21 protein-coding genes are annotated in these 24666 nt (G+C 47.8%); 3 read left to right on the top strand and 18 right to left on the bottom strand.

Going from position 1 to position 24666, the window contains the following annotated elements; all coding sequences use genetic code 11:
• Positions 1 to 5 precede the first annotated feature (5 nt).
• From BM030_RS15840 to rbsK, 10 genes are all read right to left on the bottom strand, one after another.
• Positions 6 to 1070 carry a carbohydrate kinase family protein gene (locus tag BM030_RS15840; protein WP_090974585.1) on the bottom strand — a complete coding sequence of 355 codons (1065 nt, stop codon included), beginning with the start codon at positions 1068 to 1070 and terminating at the stop codon, positions 6 to 8.
• A gap of 4 nt (positions 1071 to 1074) precedes the next feature.
• Complete coding sequence (locus tag BM030_RS15835) at positions 1075 to 1641, bottom strand: D-lyxose/D-mannose family sugar isomerase (RefSeq protein WP_090974584.1); 567 nt, start codon at positions 1639 to 1641, stop codon at positions 1075 to 1077.
• A complete protein-coding gene (locus BM030_RS15830) occupies positions 1638 to 2783 on the bottom strand; it encodes a Gfo/Idh/MocA family protein (protein WP_090974583.1) in 1146 nt (381 codons plus the stop codon). The genes BM030_RS15835 and BM030_RS15830 overlap by 4 nt, the downstream gene beginning before the upstream one ends.
• A 7-nt stretch (positions 2784 to 2790) precedes the next feature.
• Positions 2791 to 3621, bottom strand: coding sequence for a class I fructose-bisphosphate aldolase (locus BM030_RS15825; RefSeq protein ID WP_090974582.1), 831 nt, complete (start codon positions 3619 to 3621; stop codon positions 2791 to 2793).
• A 93-nt stretch (positions 3622 to 3714) separates the two neighbouring features.
• The gene (locus BM030_RS15820) at positions 3715 to 5277 is read right to left on the bottom strand and encodes an ADP-ribosylglycohydrolase family protein (protein WP_090974581.1); all 1563 of its coding nucleotides are present in this window, start codon (positions 5275 to 5277) and stop codon (positions 3715 to 3717) included.
• 1 nt (position 5278) lies between these two features.
• Positions 5279 to 7636: a GH92 family glycosyl hydrolase gene (locus tag BM030_RS15815; protein WP_262987347.1), complete on the bottom strand. Its 2358-nt coding sequence runs from the start codon at positions 7634 to 7636 to the stop codon at positions 5279 to 5281.
• Positions 7627 to 9429: a RagB/SusD family nutrient uptake outer membrane protein gene (locus tag BM030_RS15810; protein ID WP_090974630.1), complete on the bottom strand. Its 1803-nt coding sequence runs from the start codon at positions 9427 to 9429 to the stop codon at positions 7627 to 7629. The genes BM030_RS15815 and BM030_RS15810 overlap by 10 nt, the downstream gene beginning before the upstream one ends.
• Before the next feature lie 10 nt (positions 9430 to 9439).
• Entirely contained in the window at positions 9440 to 12508 is a 3069-nt protein-coding gene (locus BM030_RS15805) for a SusC/RagA family TonB-linked outer membrane protein (protein WP_090974579.1), read from the bottom strand.
• A 38-nt stretch (positions 12509 to 12546) separates the two neighbouring features.
• Positions 12547 to 13479, bottom strand: a complete 933-nt coding sequence (locus tag BM030_RS15800; protein WP_244518993.1) for a GRP family sugar transporter — start codon at positions 13477 to 13479, stop codon at positions 12547 to 12549.
• A 147-nt stretch (positions 13480 to 13626) separates the two neighbouring features.
• Entirely contained in the window at positions 13627 to 14547 is a 921-nt protein-coding gene (gene rbsK / locus BM030_RS15795; protein WP_090974577.1) for a ribokinase, read from the bottom strand.
• Between the two features lie 401 nt (positions 14548 to 14948).
• Between rbsK and BM030_RS15790 the strand changes: the two genes are divergently transcribed.
• Positions 14949 to 15665: a GntR family transcriptional regulator gene (locus BM030_RS15790; protein WP_090974576.1), complete on the top strand. Its 717-nt coding sequence runs from the start codon at positions 14949 to 14951 to the stop codon at positions 15663 to 15665.
• A gap of 514 nt (positions 15666 to 16179) precedes the next feature.
• Here the strand turns inward: BM030_RS15790 and BM030_RS19690 are convergent.
• The 6 genes from BM030_RS19690 to BM030_RS15755 form a co-directional block, all read right to left on the bottom strand.
• A complete protein-coding gene (locus tag BM030_RS19690; RefSeq protein WP_139215920.1) occupies positions 16180 to 16605 on the bottom strand; it encodes a hypothetical protein in 426 nt (141 codons plus the stop codon).
• Positions 16606 to 16624: 19 nt separating this feature from the next.
• Positions 16625 to 16963 (bottom strand): alpha/beta hydrolase family protein, encoded by a 339-nt coding sequence (locus BM030_RS15780; RefSeq protein WP_170845772.1) that lies wholly within the window; start codon positions 16961 to 16963, stop codon positions 16625 to 16627.
• Between the two features lie 632 nt (positions 16964 to 17595).
• On the bottom strand, positions 17596 to 20142 hold the full coding sequence (locus BM030_RS15770; protein ID WP_090974572.1) for a DUF3857 domain-containing protein: 2547 nt from the start codon (positions 20140 to 20142) through the stop codon (positions 17596 to 17598).
• Between the two features lie 158 nt (positions 20143 to 20300).
• A complete protein-coding gene (gene arr / locus BM030_RS15765) occupies positions 20301 to 20750 on the bottom strand; it encodes an NAD(+)--rifampin ADP-ribosyltransferase (RefSeq protein WP_090974571.1) in 450 nt (149 codons plus the stop codon).
• A complete protein-coding gene (locus BM030_RS15760; protein ID WP_090974570.1) occupies positions 20740 to 21195 on the bottom strand; it encodes a MarR family winged helix-turn-helix transcriptional regulator in 456 nt (151 codons plus the stop codon). Before BM030_RS15760 ends, arr begins: the two co-directional genes overlap by 11 nt.
• A 183-nt stretch (positions 21196 to 21378) precedes the next feature.
• Complete coding sequence (locus tag BM030_RS15755; protein WP_090974569.1) at positions 21379 to 21951, bottom strand: TetR/AcrR family transcriptional regulator; 573 nt, start codon at positions 21949 to 21951, stop codon at positions 21379 to 21381.
• A 110-nt stretch (positions 21952 to 22061) separates the two neighbouring features.
• Here BM030_RS15755 and BM030_RS15750 point away from each other — a divergent pair, with 110 nt between their 5' ends.
• Entirely contained in the window at positions 22062 to 22670 is a 609-nt protein-coding gene (locus tag BM030_RS15750; RefSeq protein ID WP_090974568.1) for an NAD(P)H-dependent oxidoreductase, read from the top strand.
• Positions 22671 to 22710: 40 nt separating this feature from the next.
• On the opposite strand, the gene BM030_RS15745 is transcribed toward BM030_RS15750, so the two are convergent.
• Together BM030_RS15745 and BM030_RS15740 are read right to left on the bottom strand one after the other, a co-directional pair.
• Complete coding sequence (locus BM030_RS15745) at positions 22711 to 23304, bottom strand: LOG family protein (RefSeq protein WP_090974567.1); 594 nt, start codon at positions 23302 to 23304, stop codon at positions 22711 to 22713.
• 5 nt (positions 23305 to 23309) lie between these two features.
• Entirely contained in the window at positions 23310 to 24104 is a 795-nt protein-coding gene (locus tag BM030_RS15740; protein WP_090974566.1) for a Cof-type HAD-IIB family hydrolase, read from the bottom strand.
• 150 nt (positions 24105 to 24254) lie between these two features.
• Here BM030_RS15740 and BM030_RS15735 point away from each other — a divergent pair, with 150 nt between their 5' ends.
• The gene (locus BM030_RS15735; RefSeq protein WP_090974565.1) at positions 24255 to 24626 is read left to right on the top strand and encodes a response regulator; all 372 of its coding nucleotides are present in this window, start codon (positions 24255 to 24257) and stop codon (positions 24624 to 24626) included.
• The last annotated feature ends 40 nt before the right edge of the window (positions 24627 to 24666 follow it).

The raw sequence follows: 24666 nt of genomic DNA, 5'->3' as shown, positions 1-24666 counted from the left end.
GCTTACTACCCATCCCATAGGGAAGTCAAACTATGGCTAACGGTCTGATAACCGAACTTATCCGCTAATGCCCAACAATCTGGATGGGGCAGTACGCCATCTGAACAGGTAACATGTGAAAGGCTTGATGCTGCGGCACATACTCCAAGATTAAGGCACTTTTTCATACTCCACCCTTCATGCACGCCCAAAAGCACACCAGCAGCCAGCGCATCGCCGGCGCCGTTGGCTCCGACGACCCTCTCTTGGGGAAGTAATAGACTGGGCTGAAACAACCTGCTGCCGTCACGGTGCGCGGCCCATACTCCACCGGGATAATGAATGACGATCCACTCGTTGACTCCAAGGCTGAAAATCGAATTAAAAGCGACATCGCATCGCTTATGCATCTCCTCTTGATTGGCCAAATCCATCAGATCGACACCTGATAATCGGCTCGCTTCGTATTCGTTCAGAAAAAGCAAGTCTACGTAAGGCAATGAATAGGGAATAATGCTCCGGAAACGGTCAGAATCCTCACTGACTAGATCCACCGATGTCATAAAACCTTCGTTTTTCGCACGCTCCAATACTATTGACGCCCCTGTCTTGCCATTACTTTGAACTTCATCCAGCCGGTCCAGCAATAGCAGGTATCCTAAATGGAAAATCTTGGCTTTTGAAACATTGAAATCGAAATGTTCCATATCCAGCAGGGAGTTTGCGCCGCGTTGGTGGAAGAAAGTGCGTTTACCTGTCTCCTTTACTGAAGTTACAATGGTATAGGAAGTGGCCGCACGGGGCGTCATCTGCAACTGGCGTACATTGATACCTGCCTCGCGGCAATGGTCGATAATCCGCATCCCGTTGAGGTCGTCACCTACCAATCCGATTGCCTCCAAAGAGAACGGTGCTTTCAATTGCACAAGATCCATCAGAATATTATATGCAGAGCCACCGTTACTTGTATATTCATGGAGAATATTTGCGAGCGACTGCTCACTGGGAAACTTGTCGATCAGCTTCACCTGATCCAATATCCAATTACCTGCTACAAGCAGACCCGCTCGCCTTTCTAACTTAGTTGACATATACTCACTCACTCAGCAGCTTTACCAACGGTGGTTCGTCTTCCTCGATTTCCGGAAATCGTCCGATTTCGCTATTCCAGAAAAAATTGTCATTCATGTCATCATTGGCTGTGGAAACCTCTCCGATGATGCATTCGGGTGATATGGGATGGAATGCATGCCACAAAAGCGGACTGATAGTAATCCGTTCGCCGGCTTTTAGCACAACCGGTTCCCCGTTTTTAACCGGTTGATGCTTACCATTGATCTTGACGCTGATGTACTCTTGCTGGATGGCGCCAGGATCTTCGCCCCATAGGGTAACCGCGAGTTCACCCGCTCTACAAATAATATCTTCTTTTTTCAGTTTATGGTAGTGTGCAGGGGTGGTCTGATCCCGCCATGCGTACATCAGCTTCTCGCAATATTCCGGTTCAACGGCAAGGTTTACCAGCACCAATCCCTGTCTGTGAAAAATGCCTAGTCCGAAATCCGTAACATCCCAAGCCGGATGGGGTGGCAACGTCCAGCCGTTCCTTTCAAAAAAAGTAAGTGCCGAGCGTATAGCATAGTTTATTTCAGATCGCTTCATACGGCTACTGCTGCAGGAAAATAAACATCCACAAATTTACCTGTTTGCTGCGAAAGCAGCGCGGCCTGGAATACGCGGTGGCTGGTAACCGCCTCTTCGGGCGTTGCACATCCAAATTTTCCCTGCAGCATTCCTTCCCGTTCGGCTACGTACGCTGCAAACATCTGCATAAAACAATCCGGAAAACCGGCCTCAAAGATTCCTCCGGTGATGGTTTCGAATGGCATTTGAAATCCGAGATCGGTGCGTTTCCACCATTGCTCGGCCTCATTGGTAAACTGCCAAAAAGTCTTTGTATCTTTGGTGCTATACTTCACACCGCCTTCCGTGCCATAAATCTCGATATACCAAGTATTGGTCTCTCCAGGTGCTAGCCGTTTCATTTCCAGCAACATGGGCACCTGCTCGCCGTCGATATCCACCTGGGTACTCAATATGGCATTATTCCAGGTGTCGCAAGTAGCGATACCGCCCCTGCCATCGGGCCGCTCGGTGATGATTTTCTGCAACTGGGCAAACACTTTAGTTGGTTTCCAACCCAACCGCAGTGGCACGTGTAGTGCATGCATACCCAGATCACCCATTACGCCGATTTCACCGCAATACTTAGACTGCCGTTTCCAATTGATTGGCTTTTGAGCGTTCATGTCGCTCGCGTGCAAGAAGCCCGCGCGAATCTCAAATATCCGACCCAGTTTTCCGGACAACACCTCAGCGATGGCCCGCTGAGGCCCAGGCAGAAAGGGCATCTCGGAACTACATCGCACGAACCTACCTAGTCTTGCAGCTTCCGCAGCGATCATTTCGGACGCCTCCAAATCAATGCCGAACGGCTTTTCTCCAAGCAGATCCTTTCCGGCACGAAGGATGTCTATATACAACTCACGGTGCAGGTTATGTGGCACAGCTATATACACCACATCTACTTGTTCACTGCTGATCAGTTGGCGGTAGTCCGTCGTCAGCAAATTGACACTGTCAATCTGCTTATACCATTCCAACACCTGCTCATTCAAGTCGCACACCGCCGTCAGTTGTACGCGCACGGGGAAATCTTTCAATACGAACCACCGCCCGAACGCACTGGCCGCCTCACGCCCCATCAGCCCGCCGCCGATGATGCCTATCCTCACTGTTTTCATTGTTGCTTTACTTCAATAATTCTATAACTTCTTCTGGCTTTGCCGCTTCATGTACAATAGCCATCAACGCCCGCGTCATTCCGCTCGGATTCGAATGCTGTATAACATTCCGTCCATAGACGATGCCTCTTACTCCCTGTTGCATCAAGCCATAGGTACGTTGTAGAATCTCTTCGTCGGTTGCCTTGCCACCACCACGTACCAATACCGGGACGTCTCCTGCCGTCTCTACCACTCGACCATAGTCCTCTACGTTGTCCGTAGGGTCTGCCTTGATGATATCAGCGCCCAGTTCCACACCCTGACGTACCAACGGGATGATTTTTTCGGGGTCGCCATTCACCATATATCCCCCTGCTTGACTATTCGGCCGGAACACCAGTGGTTCCACCATCAATGGGATACCGTATCGTTCAGTTTCTGGCTTTATCTTCAGAATGTTTTGAATGCACTGGTCGGTTACCTCCGGTTCGTCAGGAATGCTGAACAGGTTGACCACTACACAGACCGCGTCCAGGCGAATGGCCTGCTCCAACGGATTTTCGATCATCCGGCTGAACAATGTACGTGGCAACTGCTTGCCGTATACATTGGCCACATCCGTGCGAAGCACGAGCGATGGTTTTTGCCGACCGCGAATCGATTGGAGATAATGCGCCTGGCCCACCGTAAGTTGTATCGCGTCTGGAGCGGCCTCTACCAACACACCAACCGCCTTTTTTATATCTTCTATTCCCTGTAAAAACGGATATTCATTAAAGAATCCGTGATCAATGGCTACATCGAAGCAGTTACCTGAGCGACTGTTGAATAATCGGTTTAATCTATACGCTTTCATGCAACAAATATAAACATTTCAATCAACTTGTATATACAAGAACGCCAGCTATTTCAGATCGGCTGCAAGCCAGCGGCGGCCGTAGCTCGTTGCTCATTGCAAATGTTCATGTATTCCGTTAGCAGGTTCGTCGCTATACACAATATAATCCCACGCCCTTACATGATGACCGGGGCTAGGATTTCTAACGACAATTTTTACCCGATGTTTGCCTTTAGGTAACTGGTATTTCCAAAAAAGTTCATACCTTCTTGTGCGGAATTCTGTCGGCAATTTCGCTTCCTCTACTTTTGCTCCATTGATGTAACATTCTGCTACAAAGACATGTTCTTCACGCTGGCCACTGTTTTTATTGGCCGACCCTCTTAAGACGAAGCCAGTGCCCTCGAACTCAAATGACAGTTCGTTGTTGATGTTTTGATGCACCTCCGTTTTTGATATCGGGAATACCCCCTCAAAGCTCTTTTCATACCTTACGGCCTGCGGCACCTGCTTTTTGATCACGACCACATCTTCTCCCACTGAGCCCCCCTCTTGTGCAATCATTTTCAATGCATGCTGATAACTCGTTTGATAAACCGTGTTTAGCGACATCTGTGTATACTTGAAGACAACGTCTTCGATATTCTCCAGGCCTTTCTTCCAGTAATCCGGAATGCCATCATAACCTACGATGGTTCCTAAAATACCTGCAGCGGAAGATGGGTTGCAATCGGAATCCTGCCCCATACGGGTAGCAATCTCCATTGTTAACGCAAAGTCACCGCGCCCATACAGCAGTCCTGCTACTACATACGCTGCGTTTACCTTCGCGTCTATGTTAAGCGGCGAAAAAACACCTTCAGGGCATCCCACCTCTTCCGTCCATTTCTGTTGAATCTCAAACCATGTTCGTTTCCAATCGCGGGGATATTTTTTATGCCAACGGATGACATCCGCGATACATTGGTGAAACGTACTTTGCTCAGGAACCGTACGTAATGCCTCGTTAATCACCTTTTCGATATCGTCATGTATAAACGCCAATGAATACATGGCCCCGATAAACACCCCACCATACCACCCGTCTCCATATGTCATGATGTGCCCCACCTTGTCACTGATAGCCGACGCCGAATTCGGCATACCGGGGTTCATGAGGCCAGCGAAATCTGCTTCAATCTGATAGTCGATATCATCGGCATGCGGATTATTAAGCCAATGTCCGGATGCTGGTGCAGCGATACCGTTTAAAATGTTGTATCTAGCGGCCTGATTGGCATGCCATAAACCGTAGCCGGCATGCGCAAACGCACTGGCAAAGGAGTCGACTGGCGCATTGACACCCAATCGTTCTATTACGTCAACGAATGTCAGATCCATATAAATATCGTCAAACAAATCGGGCCAATCATCCATCAGCTTCTTCATTTGGCCGTCACTCCACGGTATCGTTTGATAGTCTTGGATGAACGTACCGTTGTATTTGAATTCGGTATAGCTTCCAAACGATACGCCGATGGTCTGGCCTGCCCACCCCCCTTTTATTTTGTCAAATAGTGCTTTCCTGCTTATCGTCAATTTATCATTTACGGTGTCTTTTGCCGCCGGCGAACCGATCTTCAGGCTGCATAAAAAGGCAATCACCGCCAGGCCATGTAGTTTTCTCGCTTTCATATTAGTTCCAATTATGTTTTGGTTTGTTTCCCATGGTGAATTTTAGTTCCTTGGCCTGTATAAGTTCCTGATGGTCAAGGAATGGGGTTTCTATCAACTTGCCGTCGAGCTTGACTTCTTGTACATACAGGTTTGCATCCGAAAGATTTTCAGCTATAATCCGGAGACTTCTGTTTTCTCCATTTACACGGTACCGCATGGTCATTTCAGGAAATTGTGGGGCTCCGATGGCATACTTCCCTGAGGCTGGAGTAACCGGATAGAATCCCATTGTACTGAAAATGTACCATGCTGACATCTGTCCGCAATCGTCATTGCCAAAAATTCCGTTGGGTGCATTCAAATAGTTACTCCTTGTATACTTCCTTACCAATTCCTGTGTCTTCCATGATTGGCCGCAATAGTTATATAGATAGATGTAATGGTGACCCGGTTCATTTTCATGCACATAGTGATTGTTTATAAAATTGCTATCCAATCGATTCGCAAATGCCTGATCGCCGCCCATCAGCTGTATTAATCCTGGTACATCCTGCATAACACAAAACAGGTAAGTCCACGGGCCGCCTTCGGTAAATCCTTCCCAAGGACGGTCGTGCCAACGACCATCGTATCGCCTGGGCGCCATAAATCCGGTTTCGCTATTGTAGAGGTTCTTGTAATTTTTTGACCACTCCATCATGCGCTCATAGTCTGCGGTATGCCCTAGCGCTTTCGCCATCTGTGCGACACAATAGTCGTTAAGTGCATACTCCAATGTTCTTGAAACCGACTCATCCGTTTTATCTTGCGGAACGTAGCCAAGTGAATGATAATAACTCAACCCTGCCCTTGCTTCGTAGTGTGTTGTTGCCCAATTTTCACGATCGCTGTATCGGGTTAACACGTCAAAGTCAGGAGGTACGAGCGCGTTCTTCCTCATCGCTTCGTATGCCAGTTCTACGTCATAGTCGCGCAATCCTTTTACATATGCATCAGCAATTACGTTATCGGCATGCGTGCCTATCATGATGTTGGTCTCGGCCGGATTGGGCCACATCGGTAACCGTCCGCCCTCCTTATAGCTCTGAAGCATAGACGTAATCATATGGTTGGTGCGCTCGGGCTGAAGGAAAACCATCAGTGGATGTAAAGCTCTAAACGTGTCCCATAAAGAAAAATCGGTATATGAGTGTGAGCCGAAATGCACCTTATCATCAAAAGCGCTATAATACTTGCCATACTCCGACATCTCCCTGGGGAACAACATGGTGTGATATAACGCGGTGTAAAAAATCCGCTTTTGCTCTTCTGAAACGCCTTTAATTTCAAACGTCTCTAGATTTTCTTCCCAGATATTCTTGGTTTGCTCGGCGATGTCTTGAAGCCGCCAACCTGGTATCTCCCGTTTCAAATTTTCACGGGCCTGCTCAACACTAATAAACGAAGTGGCCACCTTGACAGATAAAGACGCTGTTTTGTCCATATCAAAAGAGGCATAGGCTCCCATTTGCTTTTTAGCTTTAAGCTCCAGGGTCATTGGATTAATTCGATCATGCTGCCATGTTCCACACGTCTGTATCGGCTGGTCAAACTGGATTACAAAATACCCCTTGAAGTTCTTTAGCTGCGGGCTAATGTTATACGACATATGGTCTGGGTTATATCCCGTAATCTCATTTCTCGATAAATCGACGCTTATATATCCTTCCATCTGTTCTTCCCTATTCTTCCTGCTATTGAGGTCACTAATCCAATGTAGCCATTCCGGATCCGGAGAGTCGCTTATATTAAGTCCCTGGATGACAATATGAGCCGGAGCTCCTTTTGGAAACTCGAATTTAAGAATCGCACAGCGGGAAGTTGACGCCATTTCGGCGGCAATCATACCTTCCTCTCGATCCCGCATTTTCACTGAATAATAATACGGCGACACGACCTCGTCTTCATGCTTAAAAGCCAGACTGCGTTCGTTTGGATAAACTTTCAGATCTCCGGCCACCGGCATAACCGAGACGTAGCCATAATCTCCCATCCATAACATGGGCTGGTGTGTGCCTATGAACCCCATGATGGTGCTATCCTCGTAGATGTAAGGCATAGCGCTTATAATATTCTCGCGCGTTTGGGCGGTGAAACTAGTCATGGCATAAGGAGGCCCGACCGTTGGAATGGTCCCTCCGCCACGATCCCAAGCCGTACCGATGTATGAATTGACGTAATCTACGGCTAATTGCCTAGTTTGCGAAAATGCGTAATCTATGGCAAAACAAAAAAGAAAAACAAACGCTAATCTCTGAAAACAACTCATATTATGTAGTATACTTAACTTTTTTTTCGTTAGTTGGCAATGTTGGAATCCGCAGATAGCTACTCCCACCCTGGATTTTGCACCAAGTTCTGGTTTCGCAGTATATCATAGAGTGGAATCGGCCACAGATAATGCTTAGGCGATTCGAATACTCGGGTTTCGATCAGTGTGCGGCGGTAGAATCGGTCATCCCGGTTAAACTCACCTTGATTGATGTCCATTCCGGTTATCTTTCCTGCATCTGTAATGTGTGCAATTTTCCACCGGTGGCAATCGAAATATCGATGCGTTTCAAAGGCCAATTCGATCCGCCGTTCATGCCGGATACGTTCACGCATTTCGTCTCGCGTTAAGCCCTCTTTCAATCCGGGTAGCCCCGCACGGGCTCGTATGGCATTTACATACGTGTAGACGTCATCAACCGGCCCAACCGCTTCATTTAGTGCCTCGGCATAATTCAAATACTGTTCGCCCAAGCGGAAGAAAATCCAAGTCTTCAGCGAATATCTACCTTGAGGGACGTCCACTTGCGGATCCAGGTGTTTCTTCATCAGATATCCGGTGGGCGTATAGTCGGGTCCACCCTTGATGCCGTCTCTTCCCAATCTCATAAACTCTATCCGCCGACCGCGCCAAACCGCTTCATTGTAATTGATACTCGCGTAAAACCGAGGTTCGCGCCCCACATATCTCATGTGGATGTTACTCGGGTGGTACCCTTTAGGATGTCCAACATCAGTGTATCCGGACTCCTGATAACCTGATAAGGGATTCGTAATCGGAGTAAGGTCGTCCCGATATCCCAGAATCGGACTTTCGCCATTGCTCATCTGGTAAGCGTCAACGAGCTCCTGTGTAGGAGCGTTCCCAGACCATCCTCCCATACCGTTGGGGGCAGACACCTGCTCAATTTGGCCGAAATTGCCCATATTCCTGACAAAAATGATTTCCTTATTGTGGTTTTCGATAAATAGTCTTTGATAGTTGTCAACCGGATCACCCGAAGGAGCATAATATAAACCATATCCTGCCATTTCCAATTGGTCAATACAATCTTTTGCCGCTCGCATTGCCGTTTCCCAACGTGTTGCATCATATGTTTGCGGAAATAGCAATGTACCTTCCTTGTCTGTAAAGCCGACATAATCTGGATTGCCATTCCAAAGCGGACTCGCCATATACAATAAAACTCTTGCTTTAAGCGCCAGCGCAGCTGCAGTCGTTGCCCGTCCCAAGTCGTTTTCACCCACCGTCATTGTGAGAAGCCCCGCGGCGGTATCGCATTGCGCCACAATAAAGTCAACAACTTGCTCCAACGGTGCCCGTCTGATTTTAGTAAAATCTTCGTCGGTCTGGTATGACCTGTCCATGATTGGGATCGGACCATAAACCCGGGCAAGCAAGAAATGGAAAAAGCCGCGGAGAAACAATGCCTCCCCTTTCCATCGTGCTTTGAGTTGTTCGCCTCCAACCCTTGATGTCATAGGTGTACGATCAATGTTCTCCAGAAAAATGTTGGCTTTACGTATTCCACGAGCAGACCGCTCCCATATTTCACGCATGGTATTATCCGCAGACCAAGAGCCATTGTTCATAAATCGGCTAAAGACATCGGTGTATGGCATCTCCATTTCATCGGATGCGCCGATAAAGGGATTGTTTCCCCAGTTATTGTTAAAGTTCATTTCCTCAGGCAAATTACTATAGACCGATGTCAAAAACGACTCTGCATATGAAACTTCAGCAAATACATCGTCAATACTTAGATCTTCATCGGGCCGCTTTTCGAGAAATTCTTTATTACATGACGCATACACCAGCAGCGAAATCACGAAGCTGCTCAATAAACATATTCTTTTCATTGCTTTCAATTTAAAAATTAATCTGAACGCCGACATTTAATCCCATTTGGATCGGATAACCGTTATCAGATTCGGGATCGATAACCTTTAACGTATCCCAGGTATACAGATTGGTTCCGTTGGCAAAAACACGAAACGAAGCTACTTTAAGCGTTCGCAAAGCTGCTTCCGAAAGCGTATAACCGATTTCCACATTGCGCAGACGCAGATAGCTTGCATCCTTTTGCCAAATCGTTGATCTTCTAAAGTTATTTGCATTGTTGCCATCACTTACCGCGGGATACAGCGGATTGGGATTGTCAGGAGTCCACCTATTATCGTAATACTCACGGAAAATATTGAATACGCCTAACCCTTCATTGAAGGGGTAAAAATTACGTCCTTCTAAAAACACGCTTGTCCGGGCGGCTCCCATGAAAAATACACTAAGGTCAAATCCTTTATAAGCCCATGTACCCCCGAACCCATACATCAGCTCGGGTGTTCGCGCAAAACCAATGGCACGTTGATCATATGTATTGATAACATTGTCTCCATTGAGATCCAGATACTTGATATCTCCGATTCGCGGCCTGCCACCAAGCGCCTGTTGATCGTACCAGTTGTCTATCTCTTCATCGGATTCAAAAAATCCCTCCGCAACAAAACCCCAGGGCTGATCAATACGTTCGCCTATGCCCGAAAGGTAGGGATATAACTGAGGCGGTTCATCGTTTTCAATTACCTCGTTTTTTGCGTATGTAATATTACCTCTGAACGAATAATATAAACCGCCCCTTGTTGTCCGTTTTATTTCCAGCATGGCGTCTACGCCTTTGTTTGAAGCTTTACCCAGATTGCCGTAAGGGATACTTACCGGTTGAAAACCGACAATACTCGGCACCTGATCCCTCCTCAACAAAATCTTATCTCGTTTTTCATTGAAAAAATCAACTTGTGCCGTTATCCAATTATCAAACAAAGCAATGTCGAACCCCGCATTTGTTTTTGTGGATATTTCCCAGCTTACGTCAGGCACTCCGATTTGGTTTTCCATTATTCCTTGCCAGTATTGCTGCCCTCGGCCGAATAAATAGGATTCGCCGTTTTTGTTGATATCTGTAAGAAATAAAAAGCGTCTTCCACCAATAGCATCACTCCCTACCTGCCCATGAGACATCCTTATCTTTAAGCTATTTATTGCCGATAATTTCCAAAAGGACTCATTGGACACTACGTAGCCCGCTGATATCGAGGGAAAAAACCCAAACCTGCTTCCTTTAGGGAAGTTTTCTGAACCGTTATATCCGGCGTTTACCTCCAACAGATAGGTATTCTTAAAATTATAAGTGACCCTACCAGCCACGCCTTGGTTTCTTGACGGTATGTTGGCAAGCGACGTACCTGCCGTCTGATTGATGTAATCCCGTTGGTTATAAAGAAGCATGGCTGACACCTCATGCTCGTTAAACGAACGTTCGTAATTAACGACCCCCTCTAAGTAAATTGCTCTATTAGCGTTTTGGATGATTTGATAACCAAGGGGCTGTTCTTCGCGGTGAACCACGTACCGATCTTCACCTGTTTCAGGATCCGCCCCGATATATTGCCGCACGGGAAATTGCTTATACCTCAACGTTTTATTATGATTATAATAATCGTATCCGAACCGTCCGTTTAGCGAAAGCCCTTGGAGCAGTAATCGGGACAAATCCCACCGACCGCCAAAGGTCGCCTGTAGCGTGCTGTGGGCTTCTACGGAATAACCTGTTTGGGTACTTTGAGCCCATGGGTTGGAACCCAGATAGATACCTGAGCCACCAGGTGTTCCGTCAGGGTTACGTACCGGGAAAGCAATAGGAGACGTATTGGTTGCTCCGGCAAAAATTCCAGCAGCCCCGCCCCCCGGATAATTGCGGTCATCCATAATTCCGCCCAATCCTAGGTTGAGCTGCAATTCACTATTTAGATTAATATCTACATTGGAACGGAACGTATATCGATTGAGATTTGCGTTAGTATTATAGGCATTCAGGTTATCTGCTTTGTAAATGCCGTCCTGAAGGATGTAACCTACGTTGGTAAAGTATTTAACGAACTCGTTACCGCCTGTAATACTTAGGTTGTTGATCGTCTGCATGGTCGTACGCTTGAATACCGTATCAATCCAATCCACATTGGGATATAGATATGGATCCGATCCCGACCTGAATTTTTCGAGCTCAGCTTCATTCCATTGCGGACTCTTGCCGACATTGACCAATGCTTCATTCATGAGCAGCGCATATTCTACACCGTTGATATAATCCCGCATCCGCAAATTAGTCAACGAAGCCACTTCACTGCGTAGTGTCACCGACGGCTTACCCACTTTACCGCGCTTGGTATTAATCAGTATAACACCGTTTGCCCCTCTTATTCCATAAACTGCTGTGGCCGAAGCATCCTTCAAGATGGAAAAGCTCTCAATTTCTTGGGGGCTTATCGTATTCAAATCACGTTGCACCCCATCTACCAAAATCAGCGGATTACGACTTACCCATGAACCAATGCCCCTGATAATCAGCCCGGCACCATCATACCCCGGCTCTCCCGAACCCTGGCGGGAAATCAATCCTGGTATTTTCCCGGCAATAGCATTGGATAACGACGGCGTGGACGTTCGCTCAACTTCCCGCATGCTGATTGTAGACACCGCTCCCGTAACAGAAATCTTTTTTTGGGTACCAAAGCCAACCACAACGACCTCGTCCAACTGCCCCTCCGGTTGCAATGCGACGTCAATAACTTCCCTTCCTTCAACAGGTATTTCCTTGGGGACATAACCGACGATGCTAAAAACTAAGATGGCATCATCCGGCACATCAATAATATACCGGCCGTTTGAGTCGGTTGCCGTACCACGGTTCGTTCCCTTAACCATTACCGACACCCCCGTGAGTATGTTGCCAGCGGTATCAGTGACTTTTCCTCTCACCTCGATTACCCGTCCCGACGCTGCCTGTGCCGAGACTGGTTTTGCATTACACAAACCGCTCGCAAATCCGCCCGCTATGACGATGCACAGCGTTCGTAATAAGTAGCAAAAACAATTGTTCATAATTCATGATTTATAGATTACAGCTATTAATGGTTTAATTATTTGTCGCCACCGGCCATAATGACGATGGCTAATCCGCTTAAAAAAAGCAAAAACATCGCGCCGATGAGTACTCGTGTAGTAAATGAACTGCCCCGAAATTCCTTCCACACAAACACCCCCCATGCGGCGGCAACCAATGTTGCTCCTTGCCCCAAACCATAAGAAATTGCAGGCCCGGCCTTACCGGCAGCTAGTAAATTAAAAAGATTACCTAAGCCCCAGATACCACCTCCCAGGATACCAATTAAATGGATACCTAAGCGTCCTCGAAAATATGTGAGATACGCTATAGGCGGCCCATCCAAAGGTTTACGCATCAGAATAGTATTGAATACCAAATTGCTAATAACGATACCTAAAGCGAAAACAACAAATGACGTATAAGGGGTCATCTTACCTACGGCAGGTGATACAAAATTTTCCAAGTCCATCCCGGCGGCGACAAACGGATAAAATGTGGACATTAGTATTCCCGCGATAATTGAAACGCCAATCCATTTGCCTGTTGCAGAACCAACCCTCATCCCGCCATGTCGGTGATAAGCAATCGCATTGATCAAAATCGCTAACGTAATTAATGCTACTCCGATAAATAAAAGCCAAGGATTACCCTTTGCTGCCAAGCCATAGTTGAGCACGACACCGATAACCAGCGCCAGTCCGATTCCTACGGGAAAGGCCACTGCCATGCCTGCGCCGGAGATAGCTGCTGTCAGCAAAATGTTAGCCAGATTAAAAACAACGCCACCGATAAACGCATTACGAATATTCGTTCCGGTTGCCTGTTCAATATCAATCAGAAACGGTCGTCCGCTGTCACCCCAGCTACCCCACGTGAATGCGGCAATGAGCGAAAAGAAGAAAATTCCTAGTACATAATCCCAATAAAACAACTCAAAACGCCAGCGGCCTTGTACCAACTTTTGCATGTTGGCCCAAGACCCCCAACATATCATTGTTACGAAACAAAATAGTACAGCGAGCGTGTAGTGATCAACTATAAACATGATAATTAAGATATTACAATTTGATAGGGCGATAAAGTAGGATTGGCGGTATCAATATGTATCAGCCGACTATGTTTCTTGATACTGCATAACTTCATGCAGATACGGAATAGACGATTGAGCACCCAACCGAGTCACCGCTATTGCTGCTGCCTTGCACGCAAAAGCCGTTGCATCAACCAAGGACTTCTCTTGAATGATAGCCGCAGCGAGTGCTCCGTTAAAGACATCGCCAGCGGCTGTCGTATCGAGAGCTGTAACCCTTGGTACGGGGACATGATGAAATTCACCATCATCCAACAGTACGGCGCCAAGCTCGCCCAAGGTAATCACCACATGCCTGACACCTTTAGCAGAAAGGTATTGGGCAGCGCATTTCGCGCTAGCGATGTCTGTAATTTTAACCCCCGTCATCTGTTCTGCCTCGTGCAGGTTCGGCGTAATAATGTCAATCAAAGGAAAAAGGCTAGTAACTGCGTCATTGGCCGGGGCCGGGTTCAGCAATACTAGCATCCCGCGTTTTTTGGCTTGCTGTGCAGCGAATACGACAGTTTCCATTGGGATTTCCAATTGGAGAAGAAGTATTTTTCCCTCGGGGTATCGATGGAACTGTTGCTCAACGTCTTCCGGCCGCAAGCCGGCATTCGCGCCGGGAGCCACTACGATAGCATTTTCACCCGATCGTTCTACAATAACGAGTGCAATCCCCGATGGCTCTTCCGAATCTTGCTCGATTCCTTGAATATCAATCCCCTCCTCTTGGATAGCTTGCAAATACCGGCTTCCAAAAATATCACGCCCGATTTTACCAATCATGGCTGCGTTTCCGCCCAAGCGAGCAGCCGCTACCGCCTGATTTGCCCCTTTACCCCCGGTGCTCATAAAAAATGTCCCGCCCAAAACCGTTTCTCCCGGATTTGGAATTCGATCAGCCTGAACTACCATATCCATATTCAAGCTACCCACGACGATTATCCTGCTTTCTCTCATGTTTTTTCATTATATTTTCTTCCGTTAGGCCAAACCCCTGAAAAGCGACACGCAAATTGGCTCTCGAGACACAGCCAGTCGAAATAGAATATTGTTCATAATATAGGTCCTCTGCAGGCAAATGTAAACCACAAAACTTGTATATACAAGAAAATTTAAAAATATTTATGTCACTTGATAACAACTTTCAAAAAAGACACATTCAATTGGCTTAACATCAGCTATATACATACAAAATATTTATTAAATAAAAATAAAATTAAAAATTAATTTGTATATACAAGTAATCTAAATAATCTATATTCATCCAATAACAACATCTTAAAAGCACCCACAAAGCAAACTTGTATACACAACACACAGAAATTTTAGCTATTTTTGCTTCTGTTGAAACAATCTTTATGACTAAAGAACCAAACACTCCTCTTTATAAGACCCTCATCGGTGATTTAAAGAAACAGATTGATGATGGGCACTACAGGAAAGGGGATTTGCTTCCCTCCGAAAATGAGTTGTGCAAACGTTATAGTACCACCCGTCCTACGGTACGTCAGGCACTGGGAGAGCTAGCGCGCATGGGGTACATCATACGCCGCCACGGCAAAGGCAGCATCGTGTCCGAACCAAAAAACGGGTTGGGTATTCTGTCACTGAAAGGATCCACGGCAGGCGTAGGAAGGAAGAACCTCCGTACCGAGATTTTAGCAAAAGCGCAGAAAACGGCTTGGCCAGCCGACTTCCCTTACGAGCTTACCGAAGTTCAATTGACGGCGGGATGCCTGTATCTTACCCGTCTTCGCCATGTCAACGGACTCCCGACCCTATATGAAGAGACCTATATCACCGATATCGATCTACCGCGCTTCACCGTGCATAACTTGGAGAAGAATTCGCTGTTCGAGACATTAAACAAATACCATAACGTTGAAATCAAAGAGGGCGAGCAAAAAATATGGGCGGTTTCGGCTGACAAAAACCTCTCGAAACTGCTGGACGTGAAGCCAGGCAAACCCCTGCTCCACATGAAACGCAGCATGCAAACCAATCGCCCCCATTTGGTGATCTATTCCTTCCTTTACTGCAACACGGAAGAGTACTTTATACAAGACTACTTCTAAGAACCACCAACTATTGCACGGCAGTCGATCTCAACCGATACGGACCGTTGTAATGTAACGGATAAGTCCATCTCCAACGCTTTGACGTTTCTCTAAAACAAACGATTGCCCTTGATAAAGCGAATAGCCAGCATACCTGGATTAAATATATTGTTTAAAACCCTTGACTTTCTAAGATACGGCTCAAGCAAAAGTCCTATGTACAACGGGGAATACATATTTAAAAGCAATGCAAAATACCGTTGTATGAACAAGCCGTAGCAATCTCCACCATTGTCCTTCCAATGTGAATAGTTTGAAGCTGCCTCCATATGTGTTAAGGGACGTCTTTGTTCGGGGGGGAAGAGTACCTAGACGCTACGTTAATGCGCTAGTCGCTCGGTCAGCCATTGCTTCAACAGTGTTAATACCTGGGGGCGATACCGTCTCTTTCAATTCGAACACTTCGGTATCATTCTTACTGCTTGAAGTTTGCAAGAAATGGTTCATGCGAGCGAAACACTTAGCCTCTATCTCAATGCCGTTTTGGGCGACGAGAAGATCCATTCGCTCTTTCTCCTCTGGAAAGCTCATACGGTTGTCGTGTACTCCATAAAACCGCCAAAATGGGGCACCTGATTTTTGGAAACACTGCATCAGGATCATATGACAATATATAGTAGCAATCCCTGGAAAAATAGAACCCGAACCGTTTCTGAAGCATTTTCACGATGGCTTTGTCATTATCGACATCCTTAGGATGATGTAGAAAAGCAGTAACAGCCGCTTTATCATTCCGGTTGCGGCGAAACCAATCCTTTGCTTTTTCCATGATTTGCTGCGACGCCATTCTTTTGGACGGAGTTTCCTTCATGGTAAGGAGAACTTCAGTCATGAAGCCAACCACTTTCTCTTTACTTGAATCTGACATACCCGTCAAAAAAGACGCATAGAGGTTCACAAAGAAATCTATTTCTGACCTAGCAATGGGCGATCCAAGCGTTCACAACGGCTGCTAGATCGGGGACAGCCGCAGCAGCTTCTATCGCGACCAATCCTCCTTGGCTGTGCCCGATGATTCCCACTTTATTGCCATCTACGTTTTCATGGCCCTTCAGGAATTCGATGGCGCGCACGGCGTCGGCCAAGTAATCGACTTTGGCTCCGGGAGCCTCCACCGTCTCACCCACGTTGCGGTCATCCAGCCTAAGGACGGCGATGCCGTGCCGCGTGAGGTAATCGCCGATGATCAAATACGGATCATGGAAAAACAAATTTCCGTCACGATCCTGCGGACCAGACCCCGAAATTATTAGCACAGCAGGATATTGACCTTCCCTTTCTGGATAGGTAAAAGTACTGCTAAACACAACCGAGCTGTCGGGGTTCGTAAAACGAACTTCTTCTCTACATATGGAAAAGGGCGAATTGGTGTTTGTGGCCGATGCGCACCGAGGTCGAATTTACGGAAGGTCATCGCCCGCTTTTGGCCATTTCGCGCAAGCTCACCCACGATAGCATCTCTCTCAAACCTGCCCCTAAAGGTGTCTTTCATCTTGGGATTGCTACTTCGAAAGTAGACCGAATCACCAGTAAAGGAAGCTGTATCGAACTGCATTGAAGCTCCTCCAATTAAATAGGTTGCGGAAGTTGAAACTGCCACCCCCCAGTATCCATAGTGTCTATTTGCAGCACATGTTTGTAAAGAACACCGTATAAAAAATCTTCAGCAATCCATACACCGGAAATGCCCTCACTACTGGATTTATGTCCGCATGAAATGGTGGAAAAGCATACGATCAATAACGCGACAAAATAAGCTAGCCGTTTTAAGGTAAGAAGATCTATAATCATAGCATAAACCTTTAAGTAATCGAATTCGGTGCAAGCCTGTGAGGAACCTTTCTGTAAAATAATAGTTCTTGCCAACTGAGCATTAGGTAACGGTTGATTACTTCACAAAGGTAGTCTTAACCCTAGATGAAAACAGGAAATATGGTATCCAGATTGCAGCTACCACAAATGCCCTGATTAATTCCCGCATGCCTTGGGATTGATCAGATAACATGAACTGCGAGGGAAGAGCAACGGTCTGCATCAAGACAAAATCGATAAACGCTATACCGAAACTAAAAAGATAAAATCCCACAGCCAAGGCCGGCAAGACGACTTTGCGACGCAAACAGAAAACAACACACAACACTGCAAGACTCAGAATAACGAGGTTGCCGGTGAATTCAAACGCTAATATGCTTTTGAACACGGCGTTGTACGGCGTTCCCTGGAAGACATTCCAAACGCCGGGATGATAATAACGGTCATTCCAGATGAAGATGAGAATTGCAATCGGCGTGAGGCAGAAACCGATAAAAGGAAGAATCAGCCAGCCGCCAATCCGCTCATAGATGAAATGTTCTTCCATGTCAATCTTTGGAGGGATGTCCCGGCGATATAGCCGCCATCCGAAATAGGCCATGCCCGCCAATACCAGTAACGTATAGATCAACGCATACCAACTGATGCCTTTACTGCTCATTCTTGCGCTTGTGGCGAGGTTGACACCGAAACCGAAAGAGAGCTGATTGTCTGTAATCGTTTTGATGTCTGAAGCAAATTCGCCGCTTTGGGCGGCTGGTATTTCGCGCTTATGGTACCTGAACTGATAATTGCGTTTGAGGGTATCGCCATGGGTAGACGTGGTGCAGCCGATGACATAACCATCGCGGTCAAGGAAAAAGTTCTCCCTGGGTATATTCCAACCGTGGGGCGATTTGACCTCGATGGTGTAGTTGATGTCACTCGGATAGTTAACCGCCACGGGTGTGGTGCGCCTTCCTGACAGCGAGGGGAGTCTTTCTCCAATCATATTAGCGTAGAACCCGACTTCATGCTGACTGGTAGCTTCATTTTTTACGAGAAATGCGGGAATGCGGTACTGCTCGATAACGGTGAGACGATTGGCACCGCGATCGTCAATCACTTCAACGGAGTCAATACGTTCGATCTGTGGATAAAAACGGGAATAGTAGTCGAGGTAATTTTTCTCAATATCCCAGATGCTGCCATAGGTGAATTGTATTCGGGTGGCATCTGCCTCATGGCCGGTATATACAGTTTCGACCCGCAACGTAGCCAACGCCACTTCTTCAGCGGAAATGTCATAGGTTTCGCGGCAGAAGACGCCCCCCTCGCCTTCTGCATGCAACGGCAAGAAATCGCTTTCAGTTGGTTTCAAGACCAGCCCCGCGCCGTATTCGGGCCGGTAAAGTGTAGCTAAAGTACCCCCTTGGTGGCTAAAGGTAGCATCTATCCAATAGGGCCGGTTGTCAATTTCAAAAGCGGTGACGGCATGGTTGAACGCATAGGGCGACGGCAGTTGGTCCTTTATACGGGCACCAAGGTGGGTGTTTACCAACACCAAATGGGCTTGAATGCCGGCATGGCGCAACATGGCGGCCAGCAGGAGGGATTTATCTTTACAGTCGCCATAGCGTTGAAGGAGCACCTTTTCAGGGGGATTAGCACGATGCGAATGTTCACCGATCGCTACGCCGGTATACCGGATTTCGTCCTGTACAAAACGGATAGCCGCCTGCGCAAAATCCATGAGATTGCCTTTGGCAGCCTGCAGCAACGCATTCGCCCGAGCCGCAACCTCTCCGCCAGCGCTGTTGGCTAACGGATTAACGCGGACACCCCATGCACCTACCTCTGCCCAACTGGCGAACTCAGACAGCTGCGCATGCTGGAAGGGATTGTACCATTGGGGTGCATAATCGTCATAACGCACGGCATCAATCTGCTTGCCTTCCCATACCAGGCGTTTGAGGTTGTTCGCTGTTGAAGTGACGGGTTGCTTGGCTCCGTTAAACGTCTTGACATAAAGTGGCCGGCTAGGCGACGCCAGTACCGCGGCATACAGCTGCGCAATAGGCGCCGCCCCCTGCAGATAGATATCGTCGAAAAATTTACCTTCAAACACCGGGTTACGACCGGAAATGCTGTAGCTGTAGGAAATAATGTCGCCCACACGGACATCATCCAGCAGCAGGTAAGCCACATGGTTACCGTTGTAGATGTATGAGGCGGCATCGCCCTCTACGGCAGCGACCTGAAATTTACCGACAACAAACTTGTCGATGCGCTGGCCGCCACGGATAATAACGACCTCATGAAACGTGAGCCGCTGGTAGGCCGGCAGGTAACTGACGCGAATCTCTGCTGCACTTTGCACGCCAGATTCAGCAACGATCTCGCGGACGATGCGGGTGTAGGCGACCTGCTGCTCGACATGTACCTGATAATCGTAAAGCTTGATGTAATAGCCCTCCGTGATCTTACGGGCCTCGGGCCGGCCACCCTGGAGCGCCGGCTCCGCAATCCAGCCCGGATGTGGCGACCGGTATACGCGCTGCTGTGCGGATAACAACAAGGGGCATAAAAACAACAGCATGGCGAAAACCTGAGCTGCAGCGTTAATTTTTCGAAGGATACGCATGGGGTAACGGAAAGTTTTAGATCGACTTTATTTTATACGGAGGAAAGATAGGAATTTATCGGAAAAATTCCAGCATTGTTAATTTGATAGGAGCTGATTTTAGCTGGCTGGTTCTTTAATGACCGGCACCGACATTGAGCGTTATAGCAGAAGTAAACTCAATCAATAATTACATTCTCGCCTTGTTTGCTTAGTTTTTCTAACCCTGCCTTCATGGCGTTAATCTGTTCAGCGGAGTGCCCCTGCCAGACAGTTACTTCGCCGATGACTTTAAAGGGATGGACAGAGCGGTACGACATGGTCGGGTTGCCCGGAAACCTCTTGTCTGTAACGTTTGGGTCGTCTTCGATTTCTCCGGTGGCTTCCACTAGGTAGATGCGTTCGCGGCCATTGCCTGCGGCCAGCTCGGCGCCCCAAATGGCAGCATTAAGCGTGGCGGACACATAGGCATGCTTCAGCTTCCGATCTGCAAAATTCGACTGAAAGCCCGCAGCGACAAAATCGCCGATTTTCAGGTCGGCTTTCGTTCCGTGAAAAAAGGTTTGGGCAAATGGGCTGGGGACAGCTTCATTTGCTGTGGGTTCGTTGCTGTTGTGCTTATTTTTCATTTAAATTATCCGTTATTTCGTTCATTAATATAATCGCTTTCCTGAAATAAGTCTCCAGATTGTCACGCGCTTCCTTGGAAAACGAAGCGATCAATGCTTCGGTTCTGGACTGGAACGCTTCGTAAAGCGGTGTCAATAGCGCCCTAATCCTCTCCGTATCCGGTGCGATCACGACTTTGCGCCGGTCTCCCTGATCGAATTCCCGCTTCACCAGTTGCTTCCTTTCGAAGCGATCAACTAACCCCGTTACCGCGCCTGTGGTCAAACCGGTTAAGTCTGCAAGCGCGCCGGCTGTCATTTTTCCGTTTTTTAGCAGCAACGCGAGGTATTTCTGGTCTGTACCAGACAAGCCTGCGTTCTTGGCCACAGCCTCATGCATGATGAGTGACGTATAGGTATACAACTGGCTGAGCTTTCTTACTGCTTTCACATGTTCTATTTCCATTATCTTAATACAACAAATATCTTAGCGAACAAAGATAATGTTTTTTTGAACAAAAATACTTTCCCCGTGATTGGTTGCCGGGCAATGCTTATCCGCAAGGCTTAAAGTGCTGTTGTGACCGTGATGATGGCGGACCCAATCTGGGCATCCCCCATTCGGTTTTACGAAAAGGGTGAAGAGCTATTACGGTTTATCCGGCAAGGCCGTGATCAGCCGGTACCATAAGGATACCACCTCTTGGCGATCAAGCGGCATGGAGTCACCTACCAGCGCGTAGCCTTCGGCATACGGAATCAACAGACTCACGATGGCATCCGCCCGAGGGAACAACTCCGCAATCATATCCGTCATCCAGGCAGCATACCGGCGGTAGTAGGTATGCATCGCAGCGGCCAATGCCGCGTCCCGGATAGCCAATGCCCACAACTCACGGAAGACAGTGCTATAAAACTCGTCGAGCTCACAAATAAGCAACAACGTGAGGAGCCTTTTCAGGAAGGCGTGCGAAGATGCAGGGTCATCGTTCAGCGCCTCGGCGCGTTCAGCTAGGATCTGCTCTTCACAGGTTCGGAAAAAGTGATCTGCCGTGGCCTGCAGCAAGGCTGTTTTGCCGGGGTAGTAATACTGCAGGTTACTCAACGCAATACCGCATCTGCCGGCCACCTTACGCAGTGTCAGCCCTTCGCTCCCCTCCTCTTTCAACAGCTGCACTGTCGCCTTAATAATCTCCGCCGTACGGTCGCTTCGCTTTGCCATTACGCTTGATATCAACGATTTTCACTTTGTCCTGCAATAATAGGTCATCTGACCTACCTTTGCATTAGGTCAAATGACCTATATAGAGTTTTCACTTAACAAGACCAAAGATGCGAAAAATATTGATCATCAACGGGCATCCCGATCCCGAAAGCTTCAACAGGGCCATCGCCCGAACGTATATGGAAGTCGCCTCCCGTCGGGGTGCCGCCACGGAGTACCTGGCTTTAGGCGATCTCGACTTCGATCCGAACCTCCGCTACGGGTACCGGAAACGCAGCTTGCTGGAGCCTGATCTATTGCAAGCTATTGAAAAAATCAAATGGTCTGACCACATGGTGTGGATACACCCGCTGTGGTGGTGGAGCTATCCTGCCGTGATGAAAGGCTTTATCGATCGGGTATTTTTGCCCGGCATCACATATACTGTCAATGAGCGCAATGAACTATCAGGCATGCTCCAGGGCCGCTCTGGGCGGATTATCTGTACCTCTGACATGACGGAGGCCTCGTACGCAAGTGACTACGACAATACCAGCTTCACCCAACTGCAGAAGGGTACCTTGGAGACCTGTGGAGTAGCACCCGTGAAGACAACTTTTATCGGACCTGTCATCGAGTCTGATGAAGGCCAGCGAAGTGCCTGGCTGACGGAGGTAGCGGCCATTGCAGCCGAGGAGGCTTGCCCCAGCACCGCACCTGCGATGTGCCACGAATAAGCGTGCGAACCGAGACACCCGCCATGCGCCTGGCGCGATATCAGGTGGCCGTTTTTGTTATCCATTTAGTTACCGCCGGAGGCTCATAGCCCTGCAGCTGTTTCAGCAATTCATGGATATCATGATGGTGCAGGAGCATCCGCTGGTTCAGTTCTTTTAAAAACCCGTTGTCTACCATGCCTTGTACAAGGGTAATCAAGGGATCGTAGAAGCCGTTGCTGTTCAACAGCCCCATGGGTTTACGGTGCAATCCCAACTGCCCCCATGTAAGTACTTCGAAAAATTCTTCCATCGTGCCAAAACCGCCGGGCAAGGCGATGATGCCATCGCAACGCTCGTGCATTACGGTTTTCCGCTCATGCATGGTATCTACCAGTACCAGTTCGGTAAGCCTGTTGTGTGCCACTTCTTTGGTTTGCAAGAAATAGGGTAACACGCCAACGACCCGGCCACCATGCTCAAGCGCTCCGTTGGCCACGGTGCCCATAAGCCCTACCTGGGCCCCGCCATATATCAACCCAATGCCCGACAATGCCAATGTTTTGCCGAGCAGGTATGCCTGCTCGGCGTACACGCGTTCGTTTCCCATGCTGGAACCGCAGAAGACCGCGATATTTTTGATAACCGACGGCATTGTCGTTATATGATCTCGTACCGTTTGAGTGCATTCCAGATGCCGTGTTCCTCGGTTGTGTCGGTCACATAATCGGCCACGGCCTTCACGTTGGCCCCGGCATTGGCCATGGCTACGCCGACACCGGCGGCGCGGAGCATCTGGATATCGTTTCCGCCATCGCCGAACGCCATGGTGTGTGCGGCCGACAAGCTGTATCTGGCGAAAAATTGCTCCATGCCCACCTTTTTGCTGATGCCCCGCGCGTTGACGTCGATAAACTGCGGGCACCAGCGGCTCGATTCGCAGTTCTTCAGTACGTTATTGATAAGGTGCAGCTCTGTATGTTCATCAACAAACAGATTGAGCTGAAGCACCTCGGTATGCAGTGCTTGTGCAAAAGGCTGTGCCCGGGGTATTTCCAGTTTCAATAAGTGGAAAATGGCTGCCACGTCATCTGTGATGTCGCTGATAAATGACCCTTCGGTGGTCATCACCCCCACGGGAAACCTATCGGCAGTGTTTAAGTGATCATGCAATATCTGGATGTCATCGCCAGCTATAGTATGGCGGAAAAATGCCTGCCCCTGTTCGTCTACGCAATAACTTCCGTTAAAGGTAATAAAACCATCAAAGCCGTAAGACGCCAGAAAACGGGCGTGCTCGTATGACCTGCCCGTGGAAACAATGATTTTTATTCCTTTGGCTTTCAAAATAGCCAGCGCCTCGATAGTAGAATCAGGGATGACTTTGCTCTTCAGCCCGAGCAGCGTGCCGTCAATATCGAAGAAGACCGCTTGTACTTTTGGTTTTGACATCATACAAAGGTCGGTATTCTTACGTTTATCGTAATGAAGAACCGGACAACCAACAAAATTCTTACAATACTGTTACTTTTAATAGGAAACTTGTAGTACATTTGTGGTTGCTATTTATCTGTCTATAACATAACACGTGGTAATTCCGAAAACATGAAAAAGAAAATCTTGTACGCCGAAGACGACGGCGATATGCTTGAGGTAGTATCCGAGTTCATGCAATTCGAGGATTACGAAGTGATAACCGACAACGGCAAATCGATCCAGAAGAAGCTACAGCAACACCAGGTAGGCCTGATATTGCTTGACGAGAACCTGAACTGGGGCTGGGGAAGTGACCTGTGCCGTCAGTTAAAATCTGATGAAAAGACGGCCGCTATCCCCGTGGTACTTATCTCGGCTATGCAGGGTATCGACAAGATAGCGGAACAATGCGGCGCTGATTCGTACATCCGCAAGCCTTTTGACATCTATGACGTAATTGATGTGGTGAATATGCATTACCTGGACGTCTCACACCAATAGGGCATTTGTTGTTATGCCGTTAAGCCCATATGCCGGGGTA

Source organism: Parapedobacter composti, from assembly GCF_900112315.1.
Taxonomy (GTDB): Bacteria; Bacteroidota; Bacteroidia; order Sphingobacteriales; family Sphingobacteriaceae; genus Parapedobacter; species Parapedobacter composti.
The sequence above is the reverse complement of the archived record's forward strand: the minus strand, read 5'-3'. Positions and strand labels throughout refer to the sequence as shown.